At 59.8% G+C, this 19,224-nt stretch carries 20 protein-coding genes; 4 read left to right on the plus strand and 16 right to left on the minus strand.

From position 1 onward, the window contains the following. Window positions 1–2: 2 nt before the first annotated feature. The 5 genes from OES25_03705 to OES25_03725 form a co-directional block, all read right to left on the minus strand. Window positions 3–545: a hypothetical protein gene (locus OES25_03705; protein ID MDH3626742.1), complete on the minus strand. Its 543-nt coding sequence runs from the start codon at window positions 543–545 to the stop codon at window positions 3–5. A 26-nt stretch (window positions 546–571) separates the two neighbouring features. Next, on the minus strand, window positions 572–1,099 hold the full coding sequence (locus OES25_03710) for a hypothetical protein (protein ID MDH3626743.1): 528 nt from the start codon (window positions 1,097–1,099) through the stop codon (window positions 572–574). A 72-nt stretch (window positions 1,100–1,171) separates the two neighbouring features. Then, window positions 1,172–1,663 carry a DUF4136 domain-containing protein gene (locus OES25_03715; protein MDH3626744.1) on the minus strand — a complete coding sequence of 164 codons (492 nt, stop codon included), beginning with the start codon at window positions 1,661–1,663 and terminating at the stop codon, window positions 1,172–1,174. A gap of 38 nt (window positions 1,664–1,701) precedes the next feature. Next, a complete protein-coding gene (locus OES25_03720; GenBank protein MDH3626745.1) occupies window positions 1,702–2,361 on the minus strand; it encodes a potassium channel family protein in 660 nt (219 codons plus the stop codon). Window positions 2,362–2,368: 7 nt separating this feature from the next. Beyond that, on the minus strand, window positions 2,369–2,851 hold the full coding sequence (locus OES25_03725; protein MDH3626746.1) for a hypothetical protein: 483 nt from the start codon (window positions 2,849–2,851) through the stop codon (window positions 2,369–2,371). Between the two features lie 70 nt (window positions 2,852–2,921). On the opposite strand from OES25_03725, the gene OES25_03730 reads away from it, so the two are divergent. From OES25_03730 to OES25_03745, 4 genes are all read left to right on the plus strand, one after another. Further along, window positions 2,922–3,752, plus strand: coding sequence for a hypothetical protein (locus OES25_03730; GenBank protein MDH3626747.1), 831 nt, complete (start codon window positions 2,922–2,924; stop codon window positions 3,750–3,752). Window positions 3,753–3,830: 78 nt separating this feature from the next. Further along, entirely contained in the window at window positions 3,831–4,352 is a 522-nt protein-coding gene (locus OES25_03735) for a DUF4136 domain-containing protein (protein MDH3626748.1), read from the plus strand. A gap of 5 nt (window positions 4,353–4,357) precedes the next feature. Beyond that, window positions 4,358–4,978 carry a hypothetical protein gene (locus OES25_03740; GenBank protein ID MDH3626749.1) on the plus strand — a complete coding sequence of 207 codons (621 nt, stop codon included), beginning with the start codon at window positions 4,358–4,360 and terminating at the stop codon, window positions 4,976–4,978. Next, on the plus strand, window positions 4,975–5,796 hold the full coding sequence (locus OES25_03745) for a hypothetical protein (protein MDH3626750.1): 822 nt from the start codon (window positions 4,975–4,977) through the stop codon (window positions 5,794–5,796). The genes OES25_03740 and OES25_03745 overlap by 4 nt, the downstream gene beginning before the upstream one ends. Before the next feature lie 5 nt (window positions 5,797–5,801). Here the strand turns inward: OES25_03745 and OES25_03750 are convergent, their stop codons facing one another. The 11 genes from OES25_03750 to OES25_03800 form a co-directional block, all read right to left on the minus strand. Then, on the minus strand, window positions 5,802–6,371 hold the full coding sequence (locus tag OES25_03750) for a hypothetical protein (GenBank protein MDH3626751.1): 570 nt from the start codon (window positions 6,369–6,371) through the stop codon (window positions 5,802–5,804). 12 nt (window positions 6,372–6,383) lie between these two features. Further along, window positions 6,384–6,794 (minus strand): hypothetical protein, encoded by a 411-nt coding sequence (locus OES25_03755; GenBank protein ID MDH3626752.1) that lies wholly within the window; start codon window positions 6,792–6,794, stop codon window positions 6,384–6,386. Between the two features lie 28 nt (window positions 6,795–6,822). Beyond that, window positions 6,823–9,054, minus strand: a complete 2,232-nt coding sequence (locus OES25_03760) for a carbohydrate-binding family V/XII (protein MDH3626753.1) — start codon at window positions 9,052–9,054, stop codon at window positions 6,823–6,825. Between the two features lie 24 nt (window positions 9,055–9,078). Next, window positions 9,079–9,768: an outer membrane beta-barrel protein gene (locus tag OES25_03765; protein MDH3626754.1), complete on the minus strand. Its 690-nt coding sequence runs from the start codon at window positions 9,766–9,768 to the stop codon at window positions 9,079–9,081. Window positions 9,769–9,855: 87 nt separating this feature from the next. Further along, entirely contained in the window at window positions 9,856–10,866 is a 1,011-nt protein-coding gene (locus OES25_03770) for a hypothetical protein (GenBank protein MDH3626755.1), read from the minus strand. A gap of 3 nt (window positions 10,867–10,869) precedes the next feature. Beyond that, on the minus strand, window positions 10,870–11,364 hold the full coding sequence (locus tag OES25_03775) for a hypothetical protein (protein ID MDH3626756.1): 495 nt from the start codon (window positions 11,362–11,364) through the stop codon (window positions 10,870–10,872). A 4-nt stretch (window positions 11,365–11,368) separates the two neighbouring features. Next, entirely contained in the window at window positions 11,369–12,133 is a 765-nt protein-coding gene (locus OES25_03780; GenBank protein MDH3626757.1) for a hypothetical protein, read from the minus strand. Window positions 12,134–12,197: 64 nt separating this feature from the next. Next, a complete protein-coding gene (locus tag OES25_03785) occupies window positions 12,198–13,007 on the minus strand; it encodes a transporter (protein MDH3626758.1) in 810 nt (269 codons plus the stop codon). Window positions 13,008–13,072: 65 nt separating this feature from the next. Beyond that, window positions 13,073–14,599 (minus strand): arylsulfatase, encoded by a 1,527-nt coding sequence (locus tag OES25_03790; GenBank protein MDH3626759.1) that lies wholly within the window; start codon window positions 14,597–14,599, stop codon window positions 13,073–13,075. 77 nt (window positions 14,600–14,676) lie between these two features. After that, complete coding sequence (locus OES25_03795; protein MDH3626760.1) at window positions 14,677–15,954, minus strand: DUF1254 domain-containing protein; 1,278 nt, start codon at window positions 15,952–15,954, stop codon at window positions 14,677–14,679. A 125-nt stretch (window positions 15,955–16,079) separates the two neighbouring features. Beyond that, window positions 16,080–19,223 (minus strand): efflux RND transporter permease subunit, encoded by a 3,144-nt coding sequence (locus OES25_03800; GenBank protein MDH3626761.1) that lies wholly within the window; start codon window positions 19,221–19,223, stop codon window positions 16,080–16,082. Window position 19,224: the final 1 nt, after the last annotated feature.

The following is a 19,224-nucleotide window of genomic DNA, read 5'->3' on the forward strand; positions in this document are numbered from 1 at the left end:
GACTATTCGAGCAGTTCAACTTCCATCTGAACGTAGCCCTCCAGGTCGTCGACGGCGCTGGCGTGAACCAGATCCAACGGCTTCCCGGGGGTCAACGTGGTGTTGACGGTCAGTTGGCGAGTCTCGATAGTCGGAGCAGCGCCGTCGACACCGGCGACAAGCCGACTGTCCTCGATGTCGGCGACAATACGAATCGCATCCTTGTCCACGAGCCAGGCTGCGACGTTCGCGACGAAACCGATGTTCTGATAGGTAATCGCGCCGTCCGCACCGCCGGTCGGGATCGGTACACGCTGACCACTGAGTAGCTTCGACCCCGGAGTCCCCGGGGCGACGATCAGTTCGAAAGACTTGATGGGAATACGCTTCGCGTTTTCCATCTTGCCGATTCGAACGGTCACGAGCACGTTGTCCGTCGCCATGTCGCGGTTCGACGAATCGCTTTGGGCGAGAGCCATCGGTGCTGTTGCCAGAAGCAAAACCACCATCCAGACTGTTCGGGTGAGCCAGGCTGAGCGTTGAAGTCGTTGATTCACTCGGTCCATCGGGTAACTCCTTGTTGGTCTAGTAATCAGTCGGCGAAGGCGTCCGTCGGCGTCCAGGTCGAGTCGATGATACTCGGGCGAAACTTCGAGCGGCTCTTCGCAAGGACATCCTTGTTTGCGTCGAAGGCCGACGTCGGCTCCCAGGTTGGATCGATCGGAGACTGGCTCCAGGTTGACGGATTGAAGTTGTTCTGTGTGTGAGGGTCCATGTTCCAGTCGGTCGACGGGGTCCAGCGCGAGTCGATCACGCCTTTCTGAAACGTGGCGGGTTTGCCGAGCACCGCCAGCTGATCTTCGGTGCGTGGGGCCGAGATCGTCGGGCCCGCCAGGGTCTCCGGCTCCGCAACACGCATGCCCGTGGGCGCGGTGGACGGTGGGTCGCTGTCACCGACGTGGACCGCACGAACCAACTCTACCGGAAAGGCAAGCTCTGTTCGGGATTCCAGTGTGAGGATGAACACGCCTCCGTCTCGTCGAACCGCGATGCCGTGAAGCTTGCGCCCGTCGACAAGTTCCAGCGTGGTTTCCTGCGCGAGATGGCCGGACGGCACCACCGTCGCGATTACGAAAACGATTACACCGAGGAGGCAAACGCCTCGCCACTTTCGCCGAGTCCGGGGCAACACCTACTCGGGTGGATACTGACGAAACATCTTTCGGGTCACGCGATCAATCTTCTTGCGAAGCTTTGGCAATTTTGGATCGCCCATTACCTCGCTGGCAAATCCTCGCCACACGGTCCGGCCCGACTGAGGGTCGATGAGATCGATCATGAGGACGCCCTCGGACTTGACGACGACGTCGGATGTGATGACACCGAAATCGGCCACCCGGGCATAACTTCCGGTCGTGAGAGCCTGTCCCGACACGAACGTATGACTCGAAATCTGGAGATCGGCCTGGCCGGTCTCCAGTGAAACCAGTCCCTTCGCGAGCAACTCTCGCTCGACGGCTTCGGTGATCAACGTTGCGATCTCGGGGCGAGCAGCCCTTGGCCCCTCGGCCCAGGCGAACGTCCTGTACGCGCTGAAGTCGACGTCACTCTCGTGTTCGATCGTCAGTTCCGCGATGGCAGGAAATGACGAGATAAGGGCCAATACCATCAGAATCGTTCTCATTGGATTCTCCGAACAACGTAATGGAGGATGCTCACACTCTACCCATCATTCCGAGATGAGGCCACTTTGCTCGTCAGCTGCAAACTGACCAGACGGGCGACAAGGACGACGAGATAGATCTGACCGAATGCGGCCTCCAACCAGGCGAGGGTTCGGGCGGTATGACTGACCGGCGTGATATCGCCGTAGCCCAGCGTGGTCAGCGTCACGAAGCTGAAATAGATCATCGGTTGGCCGGCGTCCTCGGCCGTTCGTTGTACCGCGCCGCTGAACGCCTGCGGGTCGTTCAGGATCACCCACGCGTACAGCAGCCCCCACGCCACACCGAACACGACATACGCGGCGATCGCACCCTGAATCTTGTCCCAGGTTGCGGCCTCGTCGCGGAGGACATCGATCACGATCACGACCGCGATAAACAGTAGGAACGCGGCGAAGACGGCGATCTTCGATTGAGCGTAGTGGTGTGAGCCGAAGATGAAACTTGATAACTGGGAGAGCGCCGCCAGCGCGGCCAGCACGATCACCACGATGCGGGCCTTCCGATGCTGTAGTGCTGCGAGAACGCCGAACAACATCACAACCAGGGAGCTGACGCCGAAGACATAGGAACTCTCGACCGTGCCGCCGAGAATCAGAGGTGCGACCACGAGGGCGAGCAACGCAATCAGGAGCAACGTGTATTTGTATCTCTCCACCCGTCCGTCACCGTGTTCGATAGACAAACAACGAAACCATCGCGCCGGACGTCGTCTCGTTGTAGACATAGACCCGGTAGCGCGGGAACGCGACCTTGGCCGTCTGTTGGTCCGAGATGAAGATCGCACTCGATAATCCGCGAATGTCGACGCTGGCCTCAAGTGGGAAGATGAACTCCCCTTCGGTGCGAAGTAACTCCGTGAACACGGGCATGTCGGGAATTAGAATGACGCCGACTTTTCCGGACTCCGGAATTCCCTCCTTGAACTCTCCACCCAGACTGAACACCAGCTCGGAGAATCCGTCGGTCTGGATGGTTCCTGCATCCACGAGTTGGGTGGTGTCACTTCGTTCAACGGGTGGAACCTGAACCCGCTCGAACGAGACGAACCAGTTGGTATTGTCCGCGCCAATCGTCGTCGAGCCGAGGAGCAGTAAAGCGACGGTGACGGATAGGACCAGACGATGACTTCGCATTCGATGGGACATGGTTGACTCCTTGAGGGGCGACCCGAAAAGGTTAGCATGTCGAGGGATCCGCTTCGGCTAGAATGCCGACGTGCGAACCGTCTTGATTCCAGTCCTGTTGATGGCGGCGTGCATGCCGGCAGCCGGTCAAGCGGGTGGCGCTGCCACGGATCCCTCATCCCTCGTGAACCACGCGTATACCGTCTCGGACACGGCGTTCTCCAATGTGGTCGGGCAATCGGTCCAGGCGGTTCGGTTGCCGATCTCGTACACGCTGCGATCGATGGAGGACCATGCCTGGGGTGCCACGCTTCACTTTCCGGTTTCCATCGGCCTTCATGAGTTTCAGGCCAGTGACGCGTTCGGCGGGGAACTGCGCGAGAATGTCGCGACCGTCAGTGCGATGGCGGGAGTCGAGTTTCAGGTCCCCACCGGCAAGCTCTGGGTCCTGCGGCCTTTCGCGGAGCTGGGTGCCGGCACGGATTTCGACGATGAGGAAGTCGCCTATATCTATTCTACCGGTATCCGTGGTGTTGCCGAGGTCCCCCGCGAGAAGCGCCTGTATCGGTTCGGGCTTGGATTGGACTACGACGGGGCGACCCTCGCCGGCGGAGGGCCAAGCGACGGCTTCACGACGCTCGAGACGGGTCTGGACGTCCGATTCCCGATTTCGCGTTCGCTGGCTAGTCGGGGGGCCGACTGGAGCGTCTATGCAATCCGACGGCGATTTCTCGAAGCGCTCACGTTCGATCAACTCAATGGAGAGACCATCGAACTGCGGAACCAGAATGAGCTCGGGGTCACACTGGGGTTCGATCGTCCGTTTGGCTTCTGGTTACTGAACATCAGCCGTATCGGGATCGGCGTTCGATTCGGGGAAAAACTGTCCTCTGTGCGGATCCTGTTTGGCGTACCGTTCTAGCTGCGATCTGGTCACGGCGGTGGGATGCCGATATAATCGCGATCGACTCCGTTCCGAAACTTCTTAGGGGAATCACCGATGCGCAAGATGGATTTCGCTGTCGCTTTTTTTGTCGCGACACTGGCTATTGTTCCGGCCAGTGCAGCCGTCACGGTGGACTTCGACACCGACGTTAATTTTTCGGCGTACAAGACGTTCGCCTGGAAAGTCGGGACACCTGCCGAGAGCTCACTCATGGACAAGCGGATCATGAAAGTCGTGGAGCAGCAGCTGGCGACGGTGGGCCTCATGCCGACTGACGGAGACCCCGACCTCTACCTCCTCTACCACGTCGCGCTCGATACCACGCGTCGGGTCAACGTCGATGACTTCGGCTACATGGGACGATGGCGACGCCCGATTGCGGGGTCCGTCGACGTCGACGTCTACGATGTCGAGGTAGGAACCTTGATTGTCGATCTTCTGGACGCCGGCAACGGTGAGACCGTCTGGCGCGGGATGGCAGAGAACGATATGCCGTCGAACCCGACCCCCGACAAGGTCGAGAAAAAGCTGAACAAGGTCTTGTCGAAGATGCTTCGCAAGTACCCTTCGGAGTAGACACGATGCGCAAGAACGCGACGATCGGCTTGATCTTGATGCTCTGTCTCGTCGCCGCGGGTCTTGCTAAAGACTCCCCGACGATCGTCGAGAGCTGGCGAAGTCCCACCCCCGTCCCGGGAAAGAACAACGACTTCCAGAAGCTGATCGTTATCGGCATCACCGATGACCAGGAACTTCGTCACCACTTTGAGGACAAGTTTGTCAGCCATCTTCGTACTCAGAAGATCGACGGCGTAACGAGCTATTCGCTGGTCGCCGACCTGCAGGCGATCGAAGATCGCAACGAGCTACTGGATCGGATCATGGAAGAGGGTATCGACGGCGCCATCAGTATCCGACTGGTCCCGCTCAAGAACGCTGACCACGGCGCGTGGGGCGAAAGCTGGGCCGCTGAGATGGAGAAGGACTCCAGCCTGCGGATGTTGATCGAGAAGACCCTTCCGGTCGAAGCCCGTGCAGCAACCCGATTCGGTCTAGAAATCGCGGTCTGGGAATCCATGAACTGGTACCGGGTCTGGGCCGGCCGCACCGACGGCCACAGGAAGGAACAACTAAGGAAACAATCGGGCGATTTCGTCGAGTTGACCATCGGCGCGCTGAATGAAGGGGGGCTCCTCCGATGACGGTTCGAACTGTCCGATGGGCGTTGCTGTTTGTTCTGGCGTCGGCAACCGGCTCGTTTGCAGGCGGTTACTCGGACGACGATCATCCCTGGGACGACATGAGCGTGCGACTCGGTGGTTTCGCCATGCGATTCGACACATCGGCCCGTGTGGACTCAACGATGGGTAGCATCGGGACCGATCTGGATCTCGAGGCCGACACCAATCTGGATCGAGACACCGTCGAGATTCGTCTCGACGGGCACGTCCGCTTTGGCAAACGACACCGCCTTGATTACGGCGTGTTGTCGATCCGCAGAAACGCCACACGCACGATCGACCAGCAGATCGAGTTCCGGGATGTCGTCTTCGACATCAACTCCGATTTATCGACACGCTTGCAGAACGACCTCTACAAGGTCGCCTACCGCTACGACGCCGTACGTCGCGACCGGTGGGACCTTGGGGTCAGCGTCGGACTCAGTGCGTTTCGGATCGGGTTGGACCTGGAGGCGACGGCGGCTGGCGGCGGACCGCTGGTAGCGGAAGATGAGGATTTCGTCGCACCAATCCCCACGATCGGTGTGCACGCGGACATCGAACTTGCGAGGAACTGGTACTTCCGAGCTGGCGGTGAGTTTTTCGACATCAGCATCGACGACCGCCAGGGCGACCTCCTCGACGTTCGCGGTGCCGTCGACTGGTACCCGTTCCGACACTGGGGTTTCGGCATCGGGTTCAATCGTGTCCGATTGGGTTACGAGAGTCACCGCCTTCCGAACGTGGACGTTACCTACGTCTACTCCGGTGCGATGGTCTACGCGAGCTATGTCCGATAGAGACGCTAGAACTTGACCAGATAGTCCTTGGCCTCTAGACAGACGCTGAACGCCTTCTTGAAACCCTCCACGGCCTGACCGGTCTTCTGCTCGGCACTCTGCGCGCGTCGTTCGGCGCTCTCCGTCGCCTGTTGCTTGGCCGCCCGGCTGCGACGTCGTCCACGGATCAAGCCCGCGGCCGCACCCCAGGCGGCGCCATCGCCGGCATCGTCGTTGGCGATTTCACCGATCAGGGCCCCTGCGGCGGCGCCACGCACGGCTCCGGCGGCGCCGGCTCCGGCCCCTGCCATCTGGGCGGCTTCTTTTTCGCGCTCGGCTTGATCCCGCTCCGCATCGGCTCGCTTCGCGAGATCGAACGGATCAGAACCGGTGTTTCCGATCGCCCAGCTGTAACAAGCCGCTTCATCCTTCGACTGTTGCTCTGCGACCTGGCCATCTTTCGGAAACACGTAGACATCGATCGTCGCTGCGAGAGTCTTCCGCCCGGTGGGCTCGTCGGCGCTGTAGATCGGCGGGATGATCAACGAGGCCATGACTATCATTGCGAAGAACCCGATCACGAGTTTGTGTTTCATTGTCAGGATCTCCTAGTTCTTGATCGGAGTGCACGCACCGAAGACCGACACCGTGGCGGCTTCCCGCGCAACCGCGACGGTCATCAATCCGTGGGTCTCGTCGATGACAAAACTGAACGCCCGCCCCTGCTCGATGCCTTGAAGGAAAATCATTCCGTCGGTGCGTTCCAGAGTTCGAATCGGAGTCGAGCGATCTTCGCCGCTGGCGGCGGTCGTGCCCATCGTCTTTTTTGCAAGATCGATTTCGATGAAGAGCGGGATGTTCCAGGCCCATGGTGGACCCGATTCGCAACCCTCCTCCTCGTCACAGATCGTCGCCTGCGCCGCGGAACAAAGAATGGCATCCGCTCCGGTCAGGTCATCGGCCATCGAAATCGATGCGGTGACAAGCAGTGCAAGGATCCACGATCCGTACTTCTTCATCGTTCGCCCCTTATCCAGTTCATCCGTTCTAACGTCGTCGACCGCCACCGCCGCGGGACCGTCCACCCATCGATCCACCCCGAGGGGTGGCTCGGCTTCCACTGCGGCTGCCTTGATACCCGCTGGCTCGCTGCGTGCCCCGTGTTCGGCCTTGATACTCGCGTTCCAGTCCGCTTGTCGAGCGACCCGTGCCGCTCCGCGAACCGGTGGAAGGTCGCGTACGATCTCCCGCCCTCTCCCGTGCGCGGTCTGCCGTGCCTGGGTCCACACCCTTCCAACCGTCGCCCTGTCGTTGCGACCATCCACCGTTGCCATCGCGCTGGTAGACGTTGCCGTCTCTGCCCGCGAACACGTCGTTGGGTCGTTCGCTGGGTCGGCCCGGCCGTCGGGCTGTCCCCGGATCGGCGATGCGACCGGCGTTCTCCGGCCGCTTGTACAGGTTGTCCCGTCCTCCTGGCCGTCCGGAGTCCGGCGGATTGATCCCGGGGCGATTCCCCGGTCGGTTGCCCGGTCGAGTGTTTCCGGGATTCCAGTTAGTCGGCGGCCGATAGACCGGACGCCCCGCGTAGATCGGCACCGGAACGTAGGCGAACCCACCCGCTCCCCAGTAGCTATGCGGATAGCCGTAGCCATAGCCGTAGCCACCATAGCCACCGATGCTGACCGTGAACGGGCCGTTGCTCCAACTCACACCGACCCCCCATCCATACCAGGGGTTGTAATTCACGTTGAAGCCCCATGTTGCATGGTGGGGATAGTAATGATGGCCGTACCACGACGGGTAGTACCAGCCGGTGCCATACACCACACAACCGCCGTGAGCATAGCTTCCGACATAGCCCGGCGTGTAGCCGACATAGACCACATCTGGTGTCGAGTCATACACGTGGACGTACTTCGTGTTGTAGTGCGGATTATCCGGCGGGATTCGATCGACGTCGTCGGGTCGAAAATCGGCGACCTTCCAGGGGCCTTTCGGACTTTCGCCGAGGTACCACACCGCCTGATCGCAAACCCAGTACTTGCCGTCGATCTTCAGAACCGACTTGCTGGTGTTAAGCGCGTACTCCATCTCGGTGCCGTCGATCGGCTCGAACTTCGGCTCGCCGTCGTAGACGACCTGTAAGCGAATCGAGCCACGGCTGACGGCCGCCGTCTGCGGGATGCGGTTGTCCATCACCGCTTCCCGAGCCTGAACCGTCCCGGCAACGAACGTAAGAAGATGTTCGTGGTCGGAGCCCACGGGGATCTCCGCGAACGTCGACGGAAGTTCCCTGGACGGAACATGCGCCCACGGACCGTTCAGGGTCTTCGAGCGATACCAACGACCGGAGAAGACGGCGAAGTGCTCCTGCGTATCCACGTCCATGAGGACGTCGCTCTCCGCGTTGGTCACGTAGAGCGCGGTCGTCCCCTCGACCGGGGCGTACTCGGCCTTGCCACCGGTGGCGATCAGTTCGGTGGGATCGGTGACGACGATGATCCGGGGTGGCGTGTAGCCGACTGCCGACTTCTTTGCCTCGGCTTCAGCTTCGGCCGGACGAAGTTTGCGAATCTTCTTGGGTGGCTTGGTCACGGCCCACGGGCCCATGATGCCGTCTGCGCGATACCAGGCGACCCCGCCGTCGAGGTAATAGGTCTTCTTTTTCGTATCGAGCACGATCGTGTACGGCGAATTCACCAGACGACTGAGGGCGTCGTCGTCATCAATCGACTTGTAGCGTGGTTCGCCATCGATGACGATCAAAACGGCCGGGACATCCGAGTAGATGATCTTCGGCGGATCGTTCTTCAGTCCCTCGGCGATCTCCTCTTCGTCTGCCACGGCAGCCAGGCTGGCGAGGACCTGATCGAGCGAGATCACCATGTCCCACTCGGCGATCCGCGGCTCGACGAACGCCTTGAAGCTGTCCTTGTGCTCGTCGGTGGCGTTCGGGAAACGGATATCCGTTATGTCGACGCTCACGACCTGGACTGTCCGCTCCGCACGGTCGGTCAGGACCCTCGCGTCGCTCCAGACGACGCCGAAGATCGGCGCACCCTCACCCTCGGTGAGCGTGACGGAGACGGCCGCCCTGGAGCGCAACTTGTCGCCCTCCAGGGACTCGATCTGGGGCTGGTAGATCAGGACCGTTCCATCGTCGTGGACTAGTTCCCGTGGCCAACCGGATGCCTCGTCGGCGACCGCCGACGATAGCGAGATACCGACGACAAGAGTTAAAAGCAGCGGGAAAATCAGTCGCCGAATCCTACCGAACATGAACACCTCGAGATTAGTGAATCGTTACCAGCGAAATCCGACAACCAGCGGAATGTACTCGGTACTCTTCGGATCGGTTTCGGCCGACTTGTAGCGAGCCTCGATGAAGATCTGAGATCCACTGTTGGTGTCGAAGGTCACGCCGACTCCGACGTTGTAGCTGAGCTCGGTTGCATCTTCCTTGAACTTCACGATGGTCCCGGGGCCGACGCCACCGGGGATGCACCACCAGAACCAGGGGTCACAGATCGGCGGATAATAGACCAGCCCGTTGTCGGTGATCCTGCCCTCGAGAAAATCGATCCCAACGCCGCCGGTCAGATAGAAGCCGACGCTCCCGTTGGTGTCGGGGCCCCAGACGCTGTTCGCGCTGAGGGACCAGATATTCACATCGCCTCCGGAGATCGCTCCCGCGCCCATCATGGCGAGTTCGTCGTTGATCGCCTGAATGACCGGACGGCTGATGTCCGTATCGGTATACGCCAGATCGACGCCGATCCCTGCGGCCCATTCCTCGGGCCAGTAGAGAAAACCACCACTGAAATAGATATCGTCGTCGACGACATCCCCCGCATCTCCCTCGGGGAACATCAGGCCGCCGGCGAAGTGACCAAATATTTTCTTGTTTTCGTCCGGTCGAGCTCCGGCAAGGACCGGATTGGCGACACAGACAAAAAGGGTCGCAATCAACGCGATAATGAGTCTCTTAAACACTGGAGTGCCTCCCTGCGATCGAGTTAGGACGAACGTCGTTGGATGCCCGTGAGAATCAGAAGATTCTACCACCCCGGCCGCGTGGATTCACGAACCCACCAACATCACCCAGCCGAGCAGCAGCACGAATCCGACAGGAAACGCGACCCGCGCGACGGCATCCAGCCGTCTTACCGACGCAGCGCGATCGCGCGTCATCAGGAAGGCCCCCCCAACCGCACAGACCAGCGCGGAAGCGACCAAAATCGTGGACCCGAGCAGTAGGTGGTCAATCCGCGTCAAGTACGGAAGTTTCGGGACTAGACCGCCGATCATGAATCGATAGGCAATCAGCGTCAGGACCGTGGTCACGCAAACGCCGACCCGCACGTTAATCGTGTTGGAGCCGATCCAGAACGGGATCCAGGACATGGAAACGATGAGAATCAACGGGACCAGTATCTGGACCGCGTAATACCCGACGAGACGGCGCGCCGGGAGGCGAAGAGTCAGGCTCGACAATTCGAATCCAGGGATCGGGCTGAACGCGGCGGCGTTTGTCTCGAGCTCGCCGATCTCCCAGTCGGTGACGGCTAGTTCCGGCGAACGGCCGCTGGGCATCGTCGAAGACTCGACAAGGAGCACTTCGTCCACGTTGTTCCCGTAGACAACGAGCCGAAGCTCCAGGGTCTGGCGATCCAGCGGGAACCCTCCAAGATCCAGGGCCGACGAAAAGGTGCCGATGAGGCGCTGCCGAGAGACCACGGTGCCATCGGGCTGGATCTCGACGACCTCCGGAAGGCGGCTCGAGACGGCTCGCTCGTTGAACACCGCCACGTTGGGCGTCCACACCTCAGTCGCGGGGACGACCCGGACGCGTTCGCCGCTCAATCTCGGGTCCTTCCAATTCGCGATCACAAAAACGTCTGCCTCAAAGGTCCCATCCCGGTCAATCACCCGCATCAGATCGATCAGATAGAACGCGACCTCGACCCGGGTCGGCGACTCACCGGGGGGGCGCTCGCTCGAAAGGTCCTCGACTTGTGCGAGGCCGACGCTCGTAGCGACCAGGAAGAGCGCCACGGTGATCACGAAGCAAACGGAAGACTTGACTTGCATCTGTCATGGCCTCCGAAAGAGCAATTTTCGCAAGGTTCCCTCGCCGAGCCGGCGATCGATTGCCGAGTACAGATTGTAGGCGGCAAAGGAAAGACCCACGCAGAGCACAGTCGCCAGCATCACGCTGCGATCTCGATGCTGCCAGACCTGAGCCATGGCCTCGCGGATGTTTCCGCTTTCCCGGTAAGCGTGAAAGATCCTTTCGGCACCGACGACGAGCAGCGCGACCCCGGTGTACATCAAGCTCTTGTAGAACACGCCTTGCCAGAGCGCGTGTCCTCGATCGAAACGATTGCCGATGCGGGTGTGATCGAGAAGTACGACGACCTTGGCGACTACCAGAGCTCCGACGATTGCGGCAGAGACCCCGTAAAACTCCAGCGAGTACTGGGCCAGGAACAATTTCTTGAGTGTCAGGACCAGGCCGAAGCAGACCGCGAAGTACAGCGTGACAAGGCCTACCAGCTTGAATTCGTTGACGATCTTATCGAGAGCCATCGTGTCAGAAGCCGATGGTGAGGCCGACCAACGGTCCGTGAGTCACCGTGTCGTAGGCGTAGTAGCCCGGCGTCTGAGCCGTTCCGTCTTCGAAATCCACCCACGTCGCGCGGTACGCCAACTCCAGCGCAAGGTTGGATTTGAACTTCCAGAAGAAACTCGTTCCGACGGCCGACGTGAAGTCCGACTCTACGCCGAATCCACCCACATCCCCACGCAGCATCAGATCCCAGTTGTCGTTGATTGGGTGACGCCAGCGAACACCGATGACAGGATCGATCCAATCCTGTTCGATCTTGGCGCTCGGCGTTCCGGGCAGGACCATCAGGTCGACGGTGGCTCCGATGTCGTTGTCCCACCAACGCACGCCGCCGAACACATCCAGGGTATTGGGGCCACGCTCGAAACGACGCAATGCAAACGCTTCCAGGACTCCCTGTCTCACATCCGCGGAGAGCACCCCGTTCTGGGCCACCGAGACCTTGCCACCGAGATCCATGAAGCCGTAGTCGAAGACCATGCCCCATTTGCCGGCTTTGATCGCCTCGAAGTGAACCATCGCACCGATGTCGAGTACGTCGAGGATATCGCCGAAATCTGCGTCGACATCCACACCGGTTACGCGCCCGAGAGAGGTGTCGCCTTCAATGGTACTGGCGAAGATGTAAGGTTCGATTACAACGTCCCAGCCCTGCGACTTATCGGCAGCCTGGGTATTCCCGGTGAAAACAAGGCACAATACGCACAACGTCATCAGTGTTTTCTTCATCTCTATGGCTTCCCTTTCAGACGGTTTATGTTGATGGCGATTTCCACGGTCGACGTGCGCCGGTCTACTTGGGGAACAGTAACGTGATCTGGAATCGAAACCCGAGGCCCTCCGGTCCGGTGTCCGGGGAGTCCGCCCAGTAGCGAATGCCGCCACCGACCTGGACACGCTGGTTGCCCCATTTCATCAACTTTGAAACATTCGCGTTGACGGGGATCGACCACTCTTCATTTTCCCAGTCGTAGGTCATCTCCGAATTAACGGAGTAGGTCCAGACCTTGGGTGTCGTTCGGGACCAGAACGGCTGAATGAATGTCGCACTGATGTCCGACCGGCTGTCGCGACCCGCAAACGACTCGATGTGATTGACCAGTGCCCCGAAGGTCGTCGGCCCCGCTTGCTTGAGAGCCACCGCGGTGGGTCCGGCCCCCCACTTGTCGGTCGTCAGCAACATGTCGCTACCCGTCGGCAATAACAGGACCGGGCCGACGCCCCAGATCCATCCACTCTTGGTGGGTTTCTTCGGGGAAAAGAACACGCTCTGTACGACATCACCAAACCCGGATTGGCTCCCGGCCCCCGCAAACAGATCGTTCTGATCGACCAACGGAATGATCGTGCGTGAAATCATGTTCCAGTTCTCGTTCAGCGTGATCGGGATGACCGGCTGAACGTTAAGGAACAACCGGTGACCGCTGTCGGTCGCCCCGTAGTCCTGGTCGTAGTTGAGCTGGAAAGGAACGCTGATCAGCGAAGAAATGGGGTTGGACAGTTTCTTCGCCAACTCTTCTGCGCTCTCTTCTGCCGCGACCGGGGTGGTCGCGAAGAACGACAGGAGGACGGCGAGCAGCGGGAGCAATTTCACGAAACGCATTTGAATTCTCATCAAGGCGCAGTGGACTGGGAAGGGGCGGTCGTCCCTGACGACCGCCCCACCGATTACTGTCGCGAGGGCTGCGTCTGCAGTTGCTGCAGAACCTTCTCCACGCTGAGCGAACCGACCGCCTGACTGGGCGGGTACTCCCTGAAGGTCCCCAGGAACTTCGAGACAAAGGCTTGCGCCGGTACGAACAACCACATCTGGTCGCCCAACCACCGGGTGTACAGCGCGGCATCCGGCGTGACCTCAAACGGATCCTGGCGCAGATTGACCACCAGCGGCCAACTTGGCGTCTTGCGATACGCCTCGTTGATCGCGCCTTCCATGATGGCGAAATGGATCTTCCAGTCCTGGTAGCGAAGGGCATTCAGGTTGCCGCCGGCGTCGAAATATAGGATCTCGTCTCGTTTGCCAGGACCCTTACCGGAGAGGACATCCGTCTGGTCGTAACCGTCGAGGTGGGTGCGGAACGTCTTGCCGGCGGCTTCGTGGTCACCTTTCAGCAGTTTCCCTTTGATATCGGGATCGCCCGCCGCGGCCATCAGGGTCGGGACCCAGTCTTCGTGGGAGAAGATGTCGTTGACCACGGTTCCGGGTTTTACGGTTCCCGGCCAGCGCACCGCCGCGGGGACGCGGAAGCCGCCTTCCCAGGTCGTGCCCTTCTCGCCGCGGAACGGGATCGTGCCACCGTCGGGCCAGGTGAACTTCTCGGCACCGTTGTCGGTTGAGTAGACCACGATGGTGTTGTCGGCAATGCCCATCTCATCGAGCTTGTCGAGCACGATCCCGATGTCGTAGTCGTGCTGCGCCATGCCGTCGGCGTACAGGCCGTGCCCGGTCTTCCCATCCCACTCTTCGCTAAGACGGGTCCAGACGTGCATGCGTGTGGCGTTGAGCCAGACGAAGAACGGCTTGTCGTCCTCGACTGCGCGTTCCATGAAGTTGACCGCCGCGTCGCGGAACTCGTCGTCCGCGGTCTCCATGCGCTTGCGGGTCAGCGGGCCGGTGTCTTCGATCCGTCCGTCCGCGTACGAGTGGATCACGCCACGCGGTCCGAACTTCTTATGGAATTCCTCGTTCTTCGGGTAGTGGTAGGTCTCCGGCTCTTCCTCGGCATTCAGGTGATAAAGGTTGCCGTAGAACTCGTCGAAGCCGTGGTTGGTCGGCAGATACTCGTCAAGATCGCCGAGATGGTTCTTACCAAACTGCCCCGAAACGTAGCCGTGGGGCTTGAGCAATTCGGCTAGCGTCGGATCCTGATCCTGGAGACCCTGCTTGGCCCCCGGCATGCCGATGGTCAACAGGCCGGTGCGAAACGGGTGCTGGCCAGTGATGAACGCCGCGCGGCCGGCAGTGCAACTCTGCTGGGCGTAGTAGTCCGTGAACAACGCACCCTCGTTTGCGATGCGATCGATGTTGGGGGTGCTCCCACCCATCATGCCTCGGTGGTAGGCACTGATGTTGTACATCCCGATGTCGTCGCCGAAGATCACGAGGATGTTCGGCTTGTCTGCGGCGATTGCCTGGGATGCAACCGCGGCGACCAGCGTCAATCCGACGCTGATGAGAAATTTCCTGAAGTTCATCCATATCCTCCGATGTGCTTGTCTTGGATTCGACATTGGGGTGTCCGCGACGTTGTAGTATGCCATTTCTGCTTCTACTAGAACTTCACCGTTTCGAATTTCTTCTCGAGCTCGGTGCCGCCATAGACGATGTCCTTGGCGGTATGGCCGTTGAGGCGGGATGTTGGGCCATAGTAACGGGCGATCAAGTAATAGCCGTCCTCAGCCACGGGCATCCAGTAGGTTCCGTCCTCAGGATCTTCCATGCTGAAGGTGAACGTGACGTTGCCGTTCTCGTCAGCTTCGGTGTTGAAGGCGTTGTAAGCCTGGATATCACTGCCGCCGATGTCCGCTGGATCCAGCGGCAGGAACGTGTCCGCACCGTAACGAGTGACCGACCAAAACAGATCGACGCCTGGATCCATCGGTAGACTCATGACAAACGGACCGTTGGCGCCGGCAAGTCTCGTCCCGCTGCCGTCCATCGGTATCTGCTGGTAGTAGGCGTGGTGCACCGGGAATCCAAGATGACCCATCAGCGTGCCGGCCGCACGGACCTTGTTGCTGCCTCCTGCCGGATCGTCGACGGCCTCAAACATCCCGACGTTTCCGCTGACGCCACCTGATGCGAGAAAAGCCTTCACATCCTCGAAGGTTTCTGCGTGTACCGCCGGAGTGTAGATGCTGGCCGCCTCGGCCATGATCGCTTTGGTTTGCGGATAGGAGTTGGAGTGCTCGATGGTCCAGGCGATCAGCGCCTGGGTGTCTGCCACATCGGGAAGTCCAATTTCTCCGACCGTCCCCGTGATCTTGGCTTGACGTCGAAGCTCGTCAGCCTTTTCGTCTTCATTGAAGGCGAATGACTGGGTCCGGATGAAGACAAACGGAAACAGTGAGTTCGTCCTGATTTCCTGGCCTTCGGGTAACTCACCGTGGTAGTCGACGTGCGCAAGCACGAAACGCTCGCCTTCGGGCGCCAACACCTTATCGAAGAATGCGTAGTGCTCCATGTTGAAAATTTCGAGGCTGGAGTATCGATCATCCTTCGCCGGAGTTTCGATCACGACGGGACCCGAGCGCAGGTCCGCGACGGCCTTTGAGTAGAAGTGGTCGAGCGCGGGCGTGATGACGAAGGACGTGTGATCGGCAATGCGCGGGTGGTCAAACGTGTTGAATCCGAATTCCTGGACATGCTTGGTCTGCGCCGTCATGTGGTGCACGACTCGGTAGCCGACGTACTGAACATCCGGAAGATCCGACAACTGAGTCGCCTGCTCGGTGACCGGCTCCGCGGTCTTATCCGCCGCGGGTCCACAGGCCACAAAAACGCCGGCAAGCATCAAGCCGGTCACGATCAACACACACGTGCGTTTCATTTCGTTGTTCTCCATACAGATTTGTTCGCCCTACAGTTGGGCAGAGGATGCGCCGGGCCTCAAGCCCGGCGCATTATATCTAGAAACCTCGCACCTGCTACTGCCGTCGAGGTCGTCTCCGCGTATTAGGCGGGACTCTCCGCTTTATAGAAGATCGAATAGAACACCGGCACGATGATCAAGGTCAGAATCGTCGCGAATCCCAGCCCAAACATGATGGTGACCGCCATCGCGATGAAGAACGCATCCTGGAGCAGCGGTGCCATGCCAAGAATAGTCGTGGCCGCGGCCATCATCACCGGGATCAGACGACTGACGCCTGAATCGATGATGGCCTGGTAGGTGGACTTGCCGGCCTCGCTCTCGATCCCGATCTGATCGATCAACACGATGGCGTTCTTGATCAGCATTCCGGTCAGGCTCAGAAGTCCGAGGAGCGCCATGAAACCGAACGGCTGCCCCGTCACCAGCAGGCCCAGGACGACTCCGATCAGTGCCAACGGGACGCAGAGCCAGATGATTGCAGTCTTGCGTATGGAGTTGAAGAGCCAGACGATAATGAAAATCATGATGCCAAGAATCGGCGGGAAGTTTCCTGCCAACGCGGCTTGTGCCTTCGCCGAGTCTTCCGCCTGACCGCCCCACGCCATGTAGTACCCGGGTCGATCGGCCAACGGCAGTAGCCAGTTTTCCCGGATCGGAATCGACTTGAACTCATGAGCCGCTGGGCGGATCCCCAACGCGGCCAGATCCACCCCCAGCGCCTGCTCGATCTCGACCTTGACGTCCTCGAAGATCTCGCTGGCCAGTCCGAGATTGGGATCGGCGAAGACCGTCACGGTCCGATTCCGGTTCCGACGCCAGACGTAGGGATCCTCAAACTCCGTTTCAAACCCCGTGACGACCTGGCCCATGGGAATCATGGACTGTGCTGCCGGACTCCACACTCGAACGGCGTTGAGGTTTCCGAGGTCGAGACGTTCATCAGCCGGCGAACGAGCCACGATCGGGATCAGCTCGTCACCCTCGCGGTAGACACCGGCGCGAATGCCGTCGATGGCCGTTTCCAACGCACGTGCCAGCTGCGGGCGTTCGATCCCGGCGTTTCGTGCCTGCGCCTCCGCCATCTGGGGTCGCAACACCTTGACCTTCGAACGCCAGTCGTTGCGGACGCTCTTCGTGTCCGGATGGTTCTCAAGGATCGTCTCGGCTTTCGCCGCCAGCGTCCTCAAGACTTCCGCATCAGGTCCAACCACGCGGACGCGGATTTTGCCGGGTTCTCCCGGACCGTTGACGAACTTCTGACCCGCAATAATTGCCTCGGGGTACATACCAGGAAGCGTGTCTTCGACCTGACGAATCAGGGCGGGAATCTGTCGGTAGTTTTCGACTGTGACGAGGGACTGAGCGTATCCCTCCCAGGACTTTTCGCCGGAGTAGGTCAACATGAAACGGGAATGACCGCCGCCCACGGAAGTCGCAACCCCGGTGACGCCATCGAGGCCCAGAATGAACTCTTCTGCAGACGCCACATTCTTCTCGGTCTCTTCGATTCGGATACCCTCGGGAAACCAATAGTCGACCGTAAACTGTGTCCGTGTCGAATCGGGGAAGAAGCTCTGTTTGAGCAAGCCGAATCCGACAAGCGACGCAACGAAGAGCAGGACAACGACGCCGACCGTCATCCATCGGCGACGGATGCAAGCCTCGAGCGCCCTCTTGTAGCTGGTGAATAGCTTGCTGCCATACGGATCTTTCGCGTCCTTTCCACTTGCGGCCGGCTTGACCTTCAGGAACGCCGCACAGAACAGGGGCGTGATCGTGACCGCGGTGAACCAACTCATCATCAACGAGATCAGAATCACCGAGAACAACGAACGGCAGTATTCGCCGGTGTTGTCCGGCGAGAGCCCGATCGCCGCAAACGCAGCAACCGCCACCACCGTCGCGCCCAGCAACGGGATCGCGGTCTGACCGACCACCTCCGATGCGGCCCTCAGTCCATCGATGCCCTGTTCCATCTTGATTCGCATGCCGTCGGTGACGACGATGGCGTTGTCAACGAGCATTCCAAGGGCAATGACCAGGGCACCCAGAGAGATCCTTTCCAGGATGATTCCCTTGGTCCCCATGATGATGAAGGTACCCATGATTGTGATGAAGAGAATTCCGCCGATGATCGCGGCGCTTCGCAAGCCCATGAATGCCATCAAGACGATGATCACGATGAGAACGGCTTCGGCGAGATTGATCAGGAATCCGTTGATCGACTGGGTCACGGCTCGAGACTGGAGAGAGATGATGTTGAGATCCATCCCCAGAGGTGCCTGGCCGACGAGTTCGGAAAGACGATTGTCCACGCCTTCACCCATGACGACGACGTTGCCGCCCAGCACCGTCGAGATACCAAGTCCCACGGAACGCTGGCCGTTGTAGCGAAGAATCTTCCTGGGTGGATCTTCGTAACCTCGGGATATATCCGCGACGTCACGCAAGTAGGTCAGGCGGCTGGATCCCGTACTGCGACCGCGAATCAACAAGTCGCCGAACTCTTTCTCCGACGTGAATTCGCCGGTTGGGTTGACCGCAACGCGCTCACTTCCCAGCGAGGCTTGACCCGCCGACGTAATCAGATTCTTTGAAGAGAGTGCCTGCAACAATTCGTCCGGAGAGATGCCAAGTTCCGCCATCTTCGAGCGTCGCATCTCGACGTAGACGACTTCCTTGCGATCGGCGATGATCGCCACACGCTTGACATCCTGAACCTGCAGCAATTCCCGCTGCAGGAACTTGGCGTAGTCGTAGAGTTCCTTGTAGTTGTATCCCTCGCCGGTGATCGCCATGTAGGCGCCGTAGACGTCTCCAAAGTCGTCGTTGACCAGGGACGGACCGGCACCGGGCGGCAGATTTCGTTCCGCATCGCCGACCTTTCGTCGCAACTCGTCCCAGACCTGTGGCAGGACGCTCTTGTCGTACCGATCCTTCATGGTCACCTTGACGTAGGACATGCCGCGTGAAGACCTGGATTCGACCTGCTTGAGTTGGCCCATCTCCTGGGCCGCCTTCTCGATGACGTTCGTCACCTCTTCCTCGACCTCGGTCGCCGAAGCACCGGGATACGGAGTGAAGATGATGGCGTCCTTGATCGTGAACTCGGGGTCCTCAAGACGCGAGAGATTCTGGAAGGACTTTGCCCCCACGACGACCAGGACGAAGGCCACGACCCAGGTCACCACACTGTTACGAATCGAGTACTCGGCAATATTCATC

The organism is Acidobacteriota bacterium (assembly GCA_029861955.1).
In the GTDB taxonomy this organism is placed as follows: Bacteria; Acidobacteriota; Polarisedimenticolia; order Polarisedimenticolales; family Polarisedimenticolaceae; genus JAOTYK01.